Source organism: Jeotgalicoccus meleagridis (assembly GCF_903994045.1).
GTDB classification, from domain to species: domain Bacteria; phylum Bacillota; class Bacilli; order Staphylococcales; family Salinicoccaceae; genus Jeotgalicoccus; species Jeotgalicoccus meleagridis.
This window is the reverse complement of the sequence record NZ_CAJEWD010000008.1, coordinates 78,529-95,127: the sequence shown is the minus strand read 5'-3', so window position 1 is coordinate 95,127 and position 16,599 is coordinate 78,529. Positions and strand designations below refer to the sequence as shown.

General features: G+C 35.4%; 13 protein-coding genes and 1 other RNA gene. 12 read left to right on the top strand and 2 right to left on the bottom strand.

Annotated elements, in window-relative coordinates; all coding sequences use genetic code 11:
* The first annotated feature begins 1 nt into the window (after position 1).
* The 6 genes from JEOSCH030_RS06080 (at position 2) to JEOSCH030_RS06055 (ending at position 6,850) form a co-directional block, all read left to right on the top strand.
* A complete protein-coding gene (locus JEOSCH030_RS06080; RefSeq protein WP_185125734.1) occupies positions 2–2,518 on the top strand; it encodes an exonuclease domain-containing protein in 2,517 nt (838 codons plus the stop codon).
* Between the two features lie 32 nt (positions 2,519–2,550).
* On the top strand, positions 2,551–3,735 hold the full coding sequence (locus JEOSCH030_RS06075; protein ID WP_185125733.1) for a pyridoxal phosphate-dependent aminotransferase: 1,185 nt from the start codon (positions 2,551–2,553) through the stop codon (positions 3,733–3,735).
* A gap of 11 nt (positions 3,736–3,746) precedes the next feature.
* On the top strand, positions 3,747–5,036 hold the full coding sequence (gene asnS, locus JEOSCH030_RS06070; RefSeq protein WP_185125732.1) for an asparagine--tRNA ligase: 1,290 nt from the start codon (positions 3,747–3,749) through the stop codon (positions 5,034–5,036).
* Between the two features lie 56 nt (positions 5,037–5,092).
* The gene (locus JEOSCH030_RS06065) at positions 5,093–5,719 is read left to right on the top strand and encodes a DnaD domain-containing protein (protein ID WP_185125731.1); all 627 of its coding nucleotides are present in this window, start codon (positions 5,093–5,095) and stop codon (positions 5,717–5,719) included.
* A 10-nt stretch (positions 5,720–5,729) separates the two neighbouring features.
* The gene (nth, locus tag JEOSCH030_RS06060; RefSeq protein ID WP_185126531.1) at positions 5,730–6,371 is read left to right on the top strand and encodes an endonuclease III; all 642 of its coding nucleotides are present in this window, start codon (positions 5,730–5,732) and stop codon (positions 6,369–6,371) included.
* A gap of 101 nt (positions 6,372–6,472) precedes the next feature.
* Positions 6,473–6,850 (top strand): hypothetical protein, encoded by a 378-nt coding sequence (locus JEOSCH030_RS06055; RefSeq protein WP_185125730.1) that lies wholly within the window; start codon positions 6,473–6,475, stop codon positions 6,848–6,850.
* 337 nt (positions 6,851–7,187) lie between these two features.
* Here JEOSCH030_RS06055 and JEOSCH030_RS06050 read toward each other — a convergent pair whose 3' ends face one another.
* Together JEOSCH030_RS06050 and recU are read right to left on the bottom strand one after the other, a co-directional pair.
* Entirely contained in the window at positions 7,188–9,689 is a 2,502-nt protein-coding gene (locus JEOSCH030_RS06050; protein ID WP_235962236.1) for a transglycosylase domain-containing protein, read from the bottom strand.
* 2 nt (positions 9,690–9,691) lie between these two features.
* The gene (recU, locus tag JEOSCH030_RS06045) at positions 9,692–10,288 is read right to left on the bottom strand and encodes a Holliday junction resolvase RecU (protein WP_185125729.1); all 597 of its coding nucleotides are present in this window, start codon (positions 10,286–10,288) and stop codon (positions 9,692–9,694) included.
* A 95-nt stretch (positions 10,289–10,383) separates the two neighbouring features.
* On the opposite strand from recU, the gene JEOSCH030_RS06040 reads away from it, so the two are divergent.
* From JEOSCH030_RS06040 to JEOSCH030_RS06015, 6 genes are all read left to right on the top strand, one after another.
* A complete protein-coding gene (locus tag JEOSCH030_RS06040) occupies positions 10,384–10,710 on the top strand; it encodes a DUF1798 family protein (RefSeq protein WP_185125728.1) in 327 nt (108 codons plus the stop codon).
* Positions 10,707–11,246 carry an SLOG family protein gene (locus JEOSCH030_RS06035; RefSeq protein ID WP_185125727.1) on the top strand — a complete coding sequence of 180 codons (540 nt, stop codon included), beginning with the start codon at positions 10,707–10,709 and terminating at the stop codon, positions 11,244–11,246. The genes JEOSCH030_RS06040 and JEOSCH030_RS06035 overlap by 4 nt, the downstream gene beginning before the upstream one ends.
* An 11-nt stretch (positions 11,247–11,257) precedes the next feature.
* Positions 11,258–11,587: a cell division regulator GpsB gene (gene gpsB / locus JEOSCH030_RS06030; protein ID WP_185125726.1), complete on the top strand. Its 330-nt coding sequence runs from the start codon at positions 11,258–11,260 to the stop codon at positions 11,585–11,587.
* A 25-nt stretch (positions 11,588–11,612) separates the two neighbouring features.
* Positions 11,613–11,999: RNase P RNA component class B (gene rnpB / locus JEOSCH030_RS06025), an RNA gene on the top strand.
* A 93-nt stretch (positions 12,000–12,092) separates the two neighbouring features.
* Positions 12,093–13,217 carry a THUMP domain-containing class I SAM-dependent RNA methyltransferase gene (locus tag JEOSCH030_RS06020; RefSeq protein ID WP_185125725.1) on the top strand — a complete coding sequence of 375 codons (1,125 nt, stop codon included), beginning with the start codon at positions 12,093–12,095 and terminating at the stop codon, positions 13,215–13,217.
* Positions 13,218–16,598, top strand: a complete 3,381-nt coding sequence (locus JEOSCH030_RS06015) for a dynamin family protein (protein ID WP_185125724.1) — start codon at positions 13,218–13,220, stop codon at positions 16,596–16,598.
* The last annotated feature ends 1 nt before the right edge of the window (position 16,599 follow it).

Sequence of the window (16,599 nt, the reverse complement as noted above, 5' to 3'; positions counted from 1 at the left end):
GATGTTAGAAAAAACATTCGCTGTTGTAGATTTAGAAACAACAGGTAATAAAATAAATAAAGATAAAATTATTCAACTCAGTATTACATTTGTCCGCAATTTAAAAATTGTAGACCAATATAATACTTTCTTAAGCGATAGCAAAAACATTTCTCCTTTTATTAGAGAGTTAACTAATATCTCTCCGAGCATGTTAGAAAAAGCACCTCTGTTTCAAGATGTTGCGACTGAGATCAACGATAAATTGAAAGATGCAATCTTTGTTGCACATAATGTTGAATTTGATTTAAATTTTTTAAAAGCAGCCTTTAAATCAATTGGCATTAACTATCAGCCAAGCTATAAATTAGATACGGTTGAATTATCGAGGATTTTTTTGCCACAAGTTGCTGGCTATCAATTAAATATTGTAGCGGACTACTTGAATATAGAGTTATCGCAAGCTCACAGAGCGGATGAGGATGCGCTTGCTACTGCAAAAATTCTAATCTACATCATAGAAAAAATGTTGAAGTTACACAGTCAGACCTTGATACATATTTATCATTTATCAAAAAATATGCCGACAAATTTAACAGACTTACTCTTTAACATCTTGAGTCAAAAAGATGAGACTAATGATCATCAGATTATTTCTTATAATCAGTTTTATATTAAAGATTCCAAAGTCGATCATAAAAATATGCCAGCAATTTCTGTCGATGAGCTGTATCAAGCTTATTTAAAAGCTGCTAACCATGAATACAGAAGTGACCAACATAAATTGGTTAACTTAATATACGATAGTTTAGTAGCTGGGAGATTTCATGCTATTGAAGCATACACAGGCTTAGGAAAAAGTGATGCATTCTTAATTGCAGCACTTAGCTATTATTCAATTTATAAGCGTCAAGTGATCGTTTCAACTTCTAGAAAAATCTTGCAGAATCAACTGATTGAATCATCACTGACACTCTTAAGAAGCGTCGCCCTTGGCGCAATGCCATTCGTCTTATTAAAAGGACGAAAAAATTATATTGATTTAGAAGCATTTACTAGTCTTCTAGACTTAGATGATGATAATCCTGAAATATGTTTCTTAAAAATGAGGATTTTAGTCTGGCTGTTAGAAACTGAATCTGGAGACTTATCTGAGTTAAATTTAAGAGGACCAGAAAAATCGTATTATGAAACGATGTTGATTCAAGTCGGACAACATAAAAGTCACTATTATTTTAAAAGAGCTTTAAATAATGCCAAAGTTGTACCTGTCATTGTAACGAATCATTACTTCTTAAATGACTGCTTGAATAATTTAGAGGATATTCAAGCTTTAATCATAGATGAAGCACACCAGCTAAAAAGTGCACTTGATTTAAAAGAACGCCGTTTATTTACTTATCCCAACTTAAAATTCTTTATTGGACAAGTAGGGCACGTGAGTCAAGATCGCCTGCTCGCAAGCTACATTAAAAGAAATCCGTCACCGACAAATTATCTACTAGAAGATATTGTTCTAAAACTTCACGGAGAAATTGATCACTTGTTTAAATATCTAACGAAAAAGGATATTAAAAAAGCGACTGACGCTTTAGATAACATGCTTAAGTTTACTAATTTGTTTCTCAGTACAATTAGGGGAACCAACGACTATCAAGCGCTCTACAATCAAGTTGCATATTTCCAGAGCTCTATAAAAGAATTGCGTCATTCTTTAGAATTTGATAATTGCACTATAAAAAGTCATAAAAACACGCATAAAACAGAAGTCATAATTCGTACAGATGAGCTCGATTCACTATCTGAAGCACTGGTTACTATACCGTGTCAGATTCTTTTATCGGGCACTCTAGAAGTTAATGGCAGCTTTAAACATTTAAGCTATTGGTTTGGAGATTCTGATTTCGATACCACCATAATGAATAAGAAAGAAATATTTGATGATATACGTTTATTCATTCCTAATGACATAACTTCATATGATATTGATGATAAATCTTATGTTATCGATGTCTTAGATTACCTATTACTTTATCTAACAGAGACAAATAGTAAATTAATCGTGATTTTTTCTAATTTCGAGCTGTTAGAAAAAGTGTATAGCTATACAGAAGATATTGGTTTATTTGAACAAATACCCGTCTTAAAGCAAAGCCGTGGATCCAACACTGAAAAATTACTCAATCAGTATAATCAGTTAAATCAATGCCTCTTACTTGGCACTTATACATTTACAGAAGGCGTCAATCTTGTCTCAGAAAAGGATAAAGTACTGATGCTGACAAAATTACCATTTCCTTTACCTAGTGGGGACAGCTTTAGAAACTTTTACAAAGAAGATTTACCTGAGGCAGTCATTCACTTTAGACAGATTGCAGGTCGCTTAAAACGTTCTCAAGATGATAAAGGGATACTCATCTTGTTTGATAACCGGATATTAAACAAACCTTATAAAAATGCATTTTTAAAATATTTTCCAGAAAAAAATATTATTAAAGCGGATAGGGCATCTTTTAAAGCCTTACTTTTTGATTTATAATGAGTAAAACACATTGTTAGGAGACGTCAGCCATGGAACTATCTGAGAAAGTTAAGTCCATTACACCCAGTCAAACAATAGAAATTACTAATGCTGCTCGTAAGTTACGTGAAGAAGGGGTGGATATCATTAGTTTATCAGCTGGTGAACCTGATTTTAACACCCCAACAGAAGTGATTGAAGCTGCACATCAAGCGGCCTTAGATGGTCATACAAAATATACAGCTTCAACAGGTATACCAGAACTTCGTCAGGCGATTGCTAAAAAAATGAGAGATGATAATCAGCTGGATTATTCACCTGAAGAAATCTATGTTGGTAATGGAGCAAAACAAGTGCTCTATAATATCTTTTTAGCAACTTTAAATCCTGGAGATGAGGTCTTACTTCCTTCACCGTACTGGGTAAGTTATGGTGAGCAAATTAAAATGGTAGGGGCAGAACCTGTAACTATTCAAACAGGGGAAGAAAATGGTTTTAAATTAACACCCGAACAATTGAAAGCTCACATTACTGAAAAGACAAAAATGATTGTCTTAAATTCACCAAATAACCCAACAGGAACAGTGTATTCTAAAGAAGATCTACAAAAACTCGCTGATGTACTAGAACACACTGATATCATTGTTGTTGTAGATGAAATTTATGAAATATTAACCTACGGAACAGACCATGTTTCTATCGCTTCTTTAGGTGATAAGATTAAAAGTCAGTCCATCATTGTCAATGGCTTCAGTAAGTCCCATGCCATGACAGGTTGGCGTGTAGGATACGCTTGTGGTCCAGCTAATTTAATTACTGCCCTAGGTTCTCTAACCTCTCAGTCGACAACGAGTGTGGCATCGGTCAGCCAATATGCTGCAATCAGTGCTTATAATATGGATTCAGAGTATAGAAAAGACTATGTACAGATCTTTCAAAATCGACGAGATAATGCCTATGAAAAAATAACGGGCTTACCTTATGTCAGATGCTTGAAACCGGATGGTGCTTTCTACTTATTCCCATATATGAGAGAGGCGGCTGTAAAATGTGGCTATGACAGTGTAGATAGTTTCGTTAAGGCTATCTTAGCTGAAACCTATGTTGCTATCGTACCAGGTTCAGCATTTGGCTCAGAAGATTACGCAAGAGTGAGCTATTCTGTTGATCAAGCACATCTTAACGAAGCGATGGATCGCATTAAAGAATTTATTGATAAAAAAACTAAAGCTTAAGGATGGTTACAATGAAGATTACAATTAATCAAGCACCAAATTTTGTCGGTCAAGAAGTCACACTAGGCGCTTGGCTACTACAAAAACGTGGTTCAGGAAAACTACAATTTTTACAATTAAGAGACGGTACTGGTTTCATGCAGGGTGTCGTTGTTAAAGCAAATGATGAAGACCTTTTTGAAACTGCAAAGAACTTACACCAGGAAGCATCTTTCTATGTGACTGGAATGATAAAAGAAGATGACCGCTCAAGCTTTGGTTATGAGATGGAAGTTTCTAAAATTGAAATCATCCAAAACAACACTGGATACCCAATTACACCTAAAGAACATGGTCCAGAATTCTTACTTGATCATAGACACTTATGGTTACGCTCAAAAAAACAACACGCAGTAATGAATATTAGAAATCAGATTATCAAATCAACTTATGATTTCTTCTTTAAAGAAGGTTTTAAAAAGATTGATTCACCAATCTTAACAAGCTCTTCACCAGAAGGAACAACAGAACTCTTCCATACTAAATACTTTGATGAAGATGCTTATCTTTCACAAAGTGGCCAGCTCTATGCAGAAGCTGCTGCTATGGCACATGGTAAAGTCTTTACCTTTGGACCGACTTTCCGTGCTGAGAAATCAAAAACACGTCGTCACTTAATTGAATTCTGGATGATTGAACCAGAAATGGCTTTCTATGATCACGATGATTCACTAGTGGTGCAAGAGCAATATGTTGAATACCTTGTACAAAATGTCTTAGAACATTGTAAATTAGATCTTGAAGCATTAGGTCGTGATACAAGTGCTCTAGAAAAAATTAAAGCACCATTCCCAAGAATTTCTTATACAGAAGCCATTGATTTATTACATGAAAAAGGCTTCGATGATATTGAGTGGGGCGATGACTTTGGTTCACCACACGAAACAGAAATTGCGAATAGCTTTGAAAAACCGGTCTTTATCCTAAATTATCCAAAAGATATTAAATCATTCTATATGAGCACTAACCCAGAAGATCCTCGTACTGTTCTATGTGCAGATTTAATTGCACCAGAAGGTTACGGAGAGATTATCGGTGGTAGTGAACGTATTCATGATTACGATGAATTAAAAGAACGCATTGTAGAATCTGGTTTAAACCTAGATGCCTACGAATGGTACCTAGACTTAAGAAAATATGGTAGTGTACCGCACTCTGGATTTGGCTTAGGACTTGAGCGTGCAGTTGCCTGGTTCTCAGGCGTACAGCATGTTAGAGAAACCGCACCATTCCCAAGATTACTCAACCGTCTATACCCATAAAATACAAGGAGACGTTAGCTTGCTAATGTCTCCTTTCATAATTGGAGGATGACATTTTGGTCAATGAATATATAAAATACATTACAATACCCGTTAATAAGGTGCTCCTAGACCATTATCAAGATTTCTCTTTAGATGAAGAAGCATTGATTATTTTAATCAAACTCTTAGAATATGATAGAAACCATAGTGTCATGAGTAATTTATCTGATATCATCAAATTTTGTAAGGTCGATCAAAATCAACTTAGTCGTGTCTTGCAATTATTAATCAAAGAAGAATTATTGGAAATTAATACTGACAAAATCGATGGCAAATTTTATGAATCTTATAATTTTGAACCGCTTTATGAGAAGCTAAATAATTACGTAAATATTGGTGATGAAAAAGAAGATGAGAATGATACAGGACAAATGAGAGAGCTATTTGACTATATAGAACAGCTCTATGGTCGGACGATTAGTCCAAATGAGTATCAGCGTTTGAATTCTTGGATAGATGATTCAAACTATAGTGTCGACAGCATTAAAGATGCTGTTGATGTCGCTTATAAGAGCAATATTACTTCACTCCAATATGTGGAGAGAATTTTATCGAGTCAAAGTAAAGCACCAGAAACAAAAGGCAGTGGCTTGCCAGTCATATCATGGTTAGATCGGGGGAATCGACTTGACGACAAGTAAAAAGAAAACGATGGAAATGATTTCTATTATAGATGAGATGTTTCCAGACGCTGAGGCAGAACTGAATTACACAAATCCTTTTGAATTGACCATCGCTGTGCTTTTAAGTGCACAAACAACAGATGTTGGGGTCAATCGTGTGACAAAAGACCTCTTCCAGCGATTTAAAACACCTGAAGATTACCTCAGTGTTGATGTAACAGAAATAGAGTCCTATATAAAAACCATCGGCCTCTATAGAAATAAAGCAAAGAATATCCAAAAATTATGCAGGGACTTAATCGACAAATTCGATGGGAAAATCCCTGAAAACTATGACGATTTAGTAAGTTTAGCAGGCGTTGGGCGTAAAACTGCCAATGTTGTCTTATCAGTTGCCTTTGGTGAACCAAGAATTGCTGTCGATACTCATGTCGAACGCATATCCAAACGCTTGGATATTGCGCGCTATAAAGACTCACCCTTAGAAGTTGAAGAAACCTTGATGGGAAAAATACCAAAAGAACGCTGGTCCAAAACCCATCATCAGTTGATTTTCTTCGGTCGTTATCACTGTCTAGCCAGAAATCCCAAATGTCATGAATGTCCACTCCTAGATCAATGTAGAGAAGGGCAAAAGCGCTTAAGAAAAGGCTTAGTCAAAGGAATGTAATTATAAGTAAGAACCAAGGAGACTTGGTTCTTTTTTTATGGGGTTTGTCGGTGATGAGTTGGGATGGATTTTGGTTTTTATCGATGGAGGAGGTGTGTGGGATGGTGACAAGTCATGCTAAATCTCGGCTCTTATCACCAAAAGAGATTGAAATGGTGATAAGTCTCGCTAAATCTCGGCACTTATCACCAAAAGAGATTGAAATGGTGATAAATCATGTTAAATCTCAGTACTTATCACCAAAAGAGATTGAAATGGTGATAAATCATGTTAAATCTCAGTACTTATCACCAAAAGAGATGGAAATGATGATAAGTCGTGCTGAATCTCGGTACTTATCACCAAAAGAGATGGAAATGGTGATAAGTCATGTTAAATCTCAGCACTTATCACCGAAATTTTTAAGAATCGTGATTGATCTACATTCAAACTCACTAAATCCAGGAGCTTATGTATTAACTTTTAATCAATTGATGTAGCTTTATCCTGTGGTATACGTTTCTCGATTGAAAATTCCATTGGCTATGCCAAAAGTCATATCGAATAGACAAAAGTACTTAAAAAGTCTATAAGTCATGTCAAAAGTCATATCGAATAGACAAAAGTACTTAAAAAGTCTATAAGTCATGTCAAAACTCAGGTCTTATAGACAATAAGGCTTAAAAAGTCTATAAGTCATGTCAAAACTCAGGTCTTATAGACAAAATGACTTAAAAAGTCTATAAGTCATATCAAAACTCATGTTAAATAGACAAAAAAGAAGTAACACAAAAATCAATTCTCTTTGATTTCCGCATTACTTCTTAAATTTATAAGCTATTCACTTGATGAGTCACTTTCACTTTCATCACTAGATGATTCTTCACTTGAAGAATTGCCGTCAGAGCTTGATCCACCTGATTCGCTCTCTGTTTCTTCAGATGAATTCGAGGAGTCGGAGCCGCCTGATTCTGACTCAGAGCTTGATTCAGATTCTGATCCTGAACTAGACCCTGACTCGGACTCTGATTGACTGCCTGAGCTTTCCTCTTCTTCTGGATCAGCGAGCTCAGCATCATCAGGGAGTTCTGATTCTGGCACATCGCCTTCGGTTTCTATTTCACCGTCTTCGTTATACTGCCAGCTCCACGTTCCGCCTCCAGAGTCATCGGATGAATTTGAATTACTGTCTGAGCCACTGGAATTCGAATTACTATTTGAATTCGAGTTATTGTTATTATTCCAGAAGCCACCACTTGCATTTTTCACTTGAAATTCATTGCCATTGATTTGTTCTACACTATCTGGTTGTTCAAAGTCTTGTCCGTTAAAGGTAGAAATATACTGCATAATATCTTTAAAGAACCACTGTGGTGTTATGTGTTCATCTGTACCGATAAAGAGCTTGTCTTCAGAGTATCCCGCTTCTGCATTATTAAAGCCAGACCACACACTCATTGTATATTCTGGTGTATAACCGACAATCCATGCGTCTTTAGCACTATTATTAGGAAGGTTATTCTCCTCTAATATTGATGTGTCTAGGGAAGTGGTACCTGTTTTAGCTGCTATATTTAAACCGTCCATCTTGATGTAGTCCGCACTACCATTGTTTTCAAAAGTATCTTTTAAGATATCCGTTAACATAAAGGCAGTGGAATCTTTCATCGCTGTATGTGTTTCATTATCAAATTCTATTGTTTCTTCGTCATCAGTCACAATGTATCTGATGGATTGTGCTTCATTGAATTCACCATTATTTCCTAGTGTTGCATAGGCTTGTGCCATTTGCAGTGGACTAAAGCGAGATTCGCCACCACCGAGTACATCATTAAAGGACACAGTATAATCGCCCTCTAATTTAGTAGAGTAGTCGAGTCCTACTTCACTAGCAAATTCAACGGGTGCTTGATTACCTGCTTCTTCTTGAACTTCTTCAAAAGTTTTAACAGCAGGTACGTTAAAGCTTTGTCTTAAAGCATCTCTTATCGTCACATTACCATGACCTTGATTGTCATAGTTATAGATTGTATTGTTCGGACTATCTTTAGGTGAGTAAGACTGTTCATCTTGGACTGTATGATTCGTTGCCCAGTCCAACTCTTCAATGGCAGGTCCATAAGCTAAGAATGGTTTCATAGTTGAACCCACATTATGTTGTACTAAGGATAGGTTTTGATCAACGACTTCTTGATAATCTCGACCGCCACTCATAGCAACTAAGCCACCTGAGGTCGTATCTAATATCGTTGATGCAATATTAAAGTCATCACTTTGGAATTTTTCATTATAATAATAATTTTTATTATTGGTCATATTTTGTAAATAGGCTTGAATATCAGCATCCATATTTGTATAGATTTTAATACCGCTATTTAAGACTTCTGAAATATCTCTATTTCTAAATTCATCATGATTTTGTAATTCAGTTTTAACATAGTTGATGTAAGCTGCATATTCTGGATCTTCTTGTTCGTTGACTGCACGATCTTCTTCATCACGTGCCACAAGGTTTGCTGTAAGATCTGTATTGATCGCTTCATCGTATTCTTCTTGTGAAATTCTCTCATGTTCTAACATCATATTTAAGACCACTGTCGTACGTTTCTGTGCCGCTTCTGGATCAACGTATAAGTTATAGACGTTAGGTAGGTTAGACAGTCCTGCTAAGTAAGCCGCTTCAGTAAGATTTAAATCTGCTAATTCTTTATCGAAATAATAAAGACTGGCGGTTCTAATTCCATAAATACCATCAGAATAATAAATTTTATTTAAGTACATCTCTAAAATATTATCTTTAGAGTATTCCTGTTCAAGTCTATATGATAAATAAGCTTCTTGAGCTTTACGTTCTATTGTTTGCTCCTCTGTTAAAAAGGCACGTTTAACAACTTGTTGTGTAATCGTGCTCGCACCTTGGGATGCAAAGCCATCCGTAATATTAGATATAACCGCTCCACCTAAGCGGATAAAGTCCATTGCACCGTGCTCATAAAAACGGTTATCTTCAATAGCAAGTACCGCATCACTCACATGTGTCGGCACATCTTCCATACTGACATATTCACGCTTTTGACCAGTATGTAAGGTGGTCACTAAGTTATCATTACGGTCGTAAATTTCAGCTGGTACTGGATCTTTTAATTTTTCTTCACTAAAAGCCGGCGCTTGTGAAGCATAATAAGCGAACATAACAGCCCCAATGACAAGACCGATTAGTGCGAGTAAGCCTCCATATAGGAAGACTTTTTTTATAATCGATGCTTTTGATGTATTGGAAGACCGCTTTTTGTCCTGTTTATTTTTAGGAGTCTTGCTCCTTTTAAAATTCGATTCCATAATTATTGCTCCATTTCAATGTAGAATTCGTCAACTGCAGCTAAGTAATCATACCGCGGATTGTACTTCATTGGTAGTATAATACTCTCATTTTTAATGTCTTCATAAGTAATAGATTTGCGTCCATTATTTAGAAAGTGATCCCAATGTTTTACAAAGTGTTCAAAGGGATACAAGAAGACTTCATCATGTACAGTAAACTTAATAATTAAAAAGACGATACCACCGGATAAATGACACTGTCGCATATGTTCGACTTGATGGGCATGAATGTTTATAAAAGGAAAGCGTGTTTTATTTCTTGTTTCTTTCGCTTCAAAATCAATATATCTTCCCTTATAAATTCCATTATAATCACTAGTCGATGGTACTTTAAAATAAGCTTCTGTAATCTTAGCTTTATTCCTTGAAGGGTAGTCCACATTGACGATTTGTACAGGTGTCGGCTTTTTGTGGATGACAGCTTTCTTACTATCCAAATAAAACTGATTGGTACGGTCTAAGTCTTTCTCGAGTGTCATTCCACGTTGGCCATACTGCACTTGTTTATTCGCCTGATAATTACTATTTGGTGCTCTTACACCACGTGGGTATTTCATTTATTAGCACTCCAAACTATTATTATATATACTTATTATAATATATTAATTAGAATTTGATTAATATTTCATTATTATTAGGTGGTGGACCAAACTTGTCAAGCACAGTCACATTCGAACAGTATCGAGAATTACTAGCTGAAATCGACAGTCGCTACAGCCGAGCAAGAGACGGCTATGATTTCGATTTCAAAAGTGAAATTGAACCTTTTCTCGACAACAACAAACAACTCGCTTATCATTTAGAGTCAATTAAAACAGATGAGCGTCTGACTCCTATTGTGAGACAAACTATGTCTGATGAGTTGATGGAGCTATTAATGAGTTGCCACATACCTCGTTTTAGTTTAAAGCTGTACTATGAAAAATTCAAATATATTAATATGTGGATTAATCATGCAAACGTAGAAGGGTTACTATGAATGTATTTATTACAGGCTATCGTCATTACGAAATGGGCATATTTAAAAATGATCAAAAAGAGGTCACAGTACTAAGAGCCTTTCTTAGGGATAAAATTATTCAGTTGATTGAAGAAGGGGCTGAGTGGTTTATCATCCAAGGCTATACAGGTATAGAAATGTATGCTGCCAATGAGATCATAGATTTAAAGGCAGATTATGATATTAAACTCGGTCTTTTAAAACCATTCCATAATTTTGATGACCGCTATAACGACAGTCATAAAATAGAATTGAATAATATAATCGCCCATGCTGATTTTGCCCGCTTTATCTTTGAAAGAGAGTATGAAAGTCCAGCTATGTTTAAAGCGATTAACCAGTTTATTACGAGTCATACGGATTATGGTTTAATCGTATATGATAGTGAGGCTGAAACAAATTTGAAATATATATTTAGCCTAATGCTTGAATTACAAGAGAAGAATCAGTATAATATTGAAAGAATACAATTTGACGAAATCAATGACTTCGTCAACGATAGATATGATGGTTGAGAGGTGTAAAGATGAGTGACTATACGCTAAAGCTGTCTGCTAAAGATATCTTCGAAAAAGAATTCGAAAAATCAGTGAGAGGTTTCAAACCGATCGAAGTAGATAGTTTTCTCGATGATGTTATCAGCGACTATCAGAAAATGGCAGACATGAACAATAACATTAAAAAGTTAGAAGAAGAAAATGCACGTTTGAAAAAAGAAGTCGAAGACTTGCGTATTAGAGTTGCAACAAATACGCGTACTGGTAATAACGGTGGTCAAAGTCAACAAATCGACATTTTAAAACGCCTATCCAACCTTGAAAAACAAGTATTTGGCAAAGCGGAAAAACAATCTTAGTCAATCATAATATTTAAGCAAACGGTAACTCGGATAATCGCTATGCACTTAGATGCATAGAGGAAAGTCCATGCTCACACGGCCTGAGATGGCCGTAGTGTTCGTGCCAGACGAAACAATAAGTCTGGGCAATGATATTTATATCTTGACGGCGGTGAAATACTCTAAGTGTTCGCATATGAGTAAATTAACCATAAAGTGCCACAGAGACGAGCTTCAAAAGAAATGATGAAGTTGGAACGCGGTAAACCCCTCGAGTGAGCAATCCAAATTAGGTAGGAGCACTTTCCAACAGGAAGTCAACTGACGGAGAGATATTAGTAAAATAATATAGACAGATGATTATCACCAATGTGCGAGTGTATACTAGTGCACGCTTATAGCACAGCGGGACAGAACATGGCTTACAGAGTAACCGGACTAGACGCTCTCCTTAAGTGGAGAGCTTTTTTTATGCCGATTTTCATACTATAATAAAAACAAATCAAACTTTAGGAGTCTATATATGAACTTTAAATTTATTGTCAACACACCAATGGGCCTAGAACGCGTCGTTGCAGATGAAATAGAATCCCTCGGACTATCGCCGACTCTAGAAAACGGCCGGGTCTATTTTGAAGGTAATGAACAAACCATCGTCGAAACAAATTTAAAACTTAGAACTGTTGATAGAATACGAATTGTCTTAGGTGATTTTACCGTTAAGACTTTTGATGAACTGTTTGAAAAAATCAAAGCTTTACCGATTTCAGATATCCTCGGACCTAATGCTGAGTTCCCAGTCACTGGTCGTTCTCACAAATCAACTTTATACAGTGTGCCAGATGTGCAAAGAATTACTAAAAAAGCAATTGTTGAACATCTTAAAGAAAGCTTTTCAATGACGGGTAAACTTCCAGAAGATGGCCCGCGTTACAAAATAGATATCAATATCTTAAAGGATCGTGCAATTTTAACTGTAGACACGAGTGGAGAAGCCTTACACAAAAGAGGTTACAGAGTCGAACAAGGGGAAGCACCAATTAAAGAAACACTCGCTGCCAGCATGTTGAAACTCGCCAACTACAATGGAGATAACACTTTAATTGATCCTTTTGTGGGCTCAGGCACCATTGCCTTAGAAGCAGCAATGATCGCACGTAATATTGCACCGGGTTCTAATCGTACTTTCGATAGTGAGTCTTGGGATATTATTCCTGAAGACATGTGGACTGAAATTCGCACACAATGTGAAAATGAAGCCGATTTTGATAAAGAAATAAAAATATACGCATCAGACATTGATTCAAACATGATTCGCATAGCACGTAGAAATGCTGAAGAAGTAGGCTTAGAAGACGATATTATCTTTAATACTATGGATGTACATGACTTAAATGAAATAGATGACAATGCACAGCTCATTACCAATCCACCTTATGGGGAACGTATTGGTGAGGCTAAGGCAGTTGAGGCAATGTATGAAAAAATTGGCCAACTGATGAACGCTCATCCAAGTCTAAATGTTTATTTGATGACTTCTAATAAAGAATTCGAACAGATTGTCGGTAAAAAAGCGACTAAACGTAGAAAGCTGTTCAATGGTTATATAGAAACAACTTTCTATCAATACTGGGGAGTGAAAGCATAGTTGTTAACACAAGGGGAAAAAGAGAAAAGCTTAAACCGTTTATATAAATTAAAAAAAGAAATATTAAAATCAGATAACGATGTCTTGGTCTCCCAAATTGACCATGCCATTTTAAAAACATACAAAAATCAATTAGTACTGTCGTTTATTGGTCATTATTCTGCAGGGAAGTCGAGCTTGATCAATCACTTATTACAAAGAGATATCCTACCATCTTCACCTGTTCCAACAACCAGTAACACTGTAGCAGTAGAAATTAGTAATGAGAACTTAATTGAGGCTTTTATCAATCAATACCAATATGCTGTGGTGGATAATTATGATGATTTAAAGCATTTAAACACAAAGGATTTAGATATTGAAGCGATCAATATGGAAATTATTCATGATGACTATAAAGAAGGTACAGTCTTTCAAGATACACCGGGTGTTGATTCTAACACTCAGAGCCATGAAGACTCAGCCAATCGTTTCTTACTAAACTCTGATGTTATTTTCTTTACTGTCGAATACAACCACGTAGAAAGTGAACATAATTTAAGACTACTTAAGGAAATTTCAGAGCTAGATATTCCATTGATCTTAATCATCAATCAAATCGATAAACATGATGATCATGAGCTCAGTATGGATACTTTTTTACAAAGAGTGAGAAGAACCTTAAAATCATGGCAGATCGCTGAAGAAGATATCTATACTACATCAATTTATGAATCTAAGTACAATCAAGTGGACGACCTAAAATCCTTTATTTTAAATATTGAAAAAGAGAAAGCAAGTCGCCTAAATCTCTACGATCAGCGTATTAGAAAGAATATAGAGGATAAACAGCTCGCCTATCTTAAAGATCAAGTCGACGCTTTAGAAGAGGACTTAAAGCTCGAGCATCCATTAAGTATAGAGAAATGCCAAGAAAGAATTTCCTACCTAGATAAGGAACTTAAGGAAGCACGTGCAGCTTCTATTCGTCAAGATCCAGAAGAACTAGAGTCTTATATTAAAGAACAAGTGAAAAAGTTGGTTAAAGATGCTTATATTTTCCCGCATCAAGTTAAGAGTGCCATTACGGATTATTTAAAAGTCCTTTCTGGGGATGAAAAAGTGTCTGGACTATTCGGTAAGAAGAAAAAAGAAGCACAACTTAAAAATGAACGACTGGAAAAAATCAATGACGTCATGCAACCGGTGCTAGATACTGAAATCAATGCTAATGTTAATAGTCTTTATACAAGTCTCGGTTTAATTGGTCCACCTTATAAGTATATTTGGCATAATGAAAACTTAAATCACGACGCCATTACATCTTTAAACAAGAACTTTATTTCCAATTACTTCGACCGCTTATCGTCAAAACTCATGACGGATATTTCTAAAGAAGCGGCTGACTTTATCAAACAATTAAAAGTCGAAGAGAGTAGTTCTAACCAGGGATACACAGCCTTAACATCTGAAAAAGAGCTCTATGAAAGTGCCGCTCAATACTTAACACTCATTGAATCCTTAACTACTCAAAACTATCAACATCTTTATATTCATATGGATGATGAAATCGATAAACTTAATTTAACAGAAGAAATTGAGTTATCAGTCGAAGACAGTGAAAAAGCTGAAGAAGAGAAAAGTAGACATAATATTTTTACAGTTAACAAATCAAGTCAATCTCTTCAAAGCTATAAAGAAGTTGTTTCATTACTTAAAGATCAGCCGACTTACAGCAGCTATCACAACATTTTTACAGAAAAAATTAACCGTTTAGAGTCGGGTAAAGCAAATATTTCTGTTTTTGGTGGCTTTAGTGCCGGTAAAACAACTTTTATTAATGCATTACTTGGACAACACTACTTAACTACAAGTCCGAATCCAACGACTGCGACGATTACAGAAATTAATGATCAAGAGACGAGTCGGGCCATATACAAATCAGAAAGTGATTTAATCGAAGTACTTGAAACCTTATCCGGTCTTTCTTATTCATCAATTAAAGATTATGAGTCATGGATTAAAAAACATATTAATCAGGTAGAAGAGACATACAAACCTCTACTATCTGGCTTATTAAACAAGTATGAAGACTATCAAGATGTACTTGGACAAACAGTCGATATCGACAAGGACCACTTGATCTCTATGATTTCGAGTGATGAAGATGCAACTTTTGTCCATAAGGCAGATGTTTCAATAAAAAATAAACTGACGGAATCCTATACCTTGATTGATTCACCAGGTATTAATTCTATTAACCAAAGACATACTTCAGAGACGAGTGACATTATCGCATCGAGTGATATGATCATATATGTATCTTACTATAATCACGTATTTTCTCGTTCTGATGAAACATTCTTAAAATATATACAATCTATTAAAGGTCAGGACTTCCCAATCATCTTTATTATCAATGCTGTCGATTTAATGAGGTCAGAAGACGATAAAAACAAGGTCATTAACTATATGGCATCGTCTCTTGATAAGCTTGGCATTAAGCATGTCATTTATCCTGTATCTAGTAAAAAAGCCTTAACCTCTTCAGATCAAGGCTTTGATTTAGCAAAAGAGAACATTATGAAACTCGCTAAAGAAGAAGCACGGGCTGTTCAAATTAAATCGCTCAAGGAATTAAAAGACCAATTACTCTCTAACATAGAAAGTAATATGAGACAGTTTGAGGATAGTGGACAAGAAAGACAAAAGATTATTAATGACAGACAAGATTTACAAGAGTTTCTTACAACATTTAACTTAAATAATTTACAAGACACCCTAAATTCAGAACTAGATATTATTTTAACTTATTTACCTAAGCGTTTAGATCTACAGCTTTACGACTATTTAAAAGGTTTACTGACAGTGTCTGATATGAAAGATAAAGCTTACATTAAAGACAATCTATCTTTACTTGAACGTAAAATTAATGATTACTTAACTCTTGAAGCTAATATTGCTTTTAATGCGGTTTATCGTCAGGCGGATAGTGAAGTCACTCAAACACTCACCACGCTAAATGAAAAAATCAGCCAAGCAAGTTTAGCAAATCATTTCACTATAGAGAAAAGTACTCATAAAGAAGCTCAGCTTGAGATTGATGCAAGTGTCTTAACGAATTATGATAAGACTTTAAACAAGGCGATCAATAAACCAAAAGTCTTTAGAGATGCTTTATTAGACTTATCTCAATCGCTAATTCAAACGATAGATATATCTCTCTTACAAAGTCAGCTCGAAGATTTAATTCATGACTATCTTAAGACACAGGATCAATCACTTGAAGCGGACAAAGATGAATTACAAAGAAGCCTACAAGTGCCTTTAAAAGAAATATCTCAAGAAGATTATGAAAAAGATAAAGTACTATATCAAGAACTAAAAGACATTAAGGAGTAGT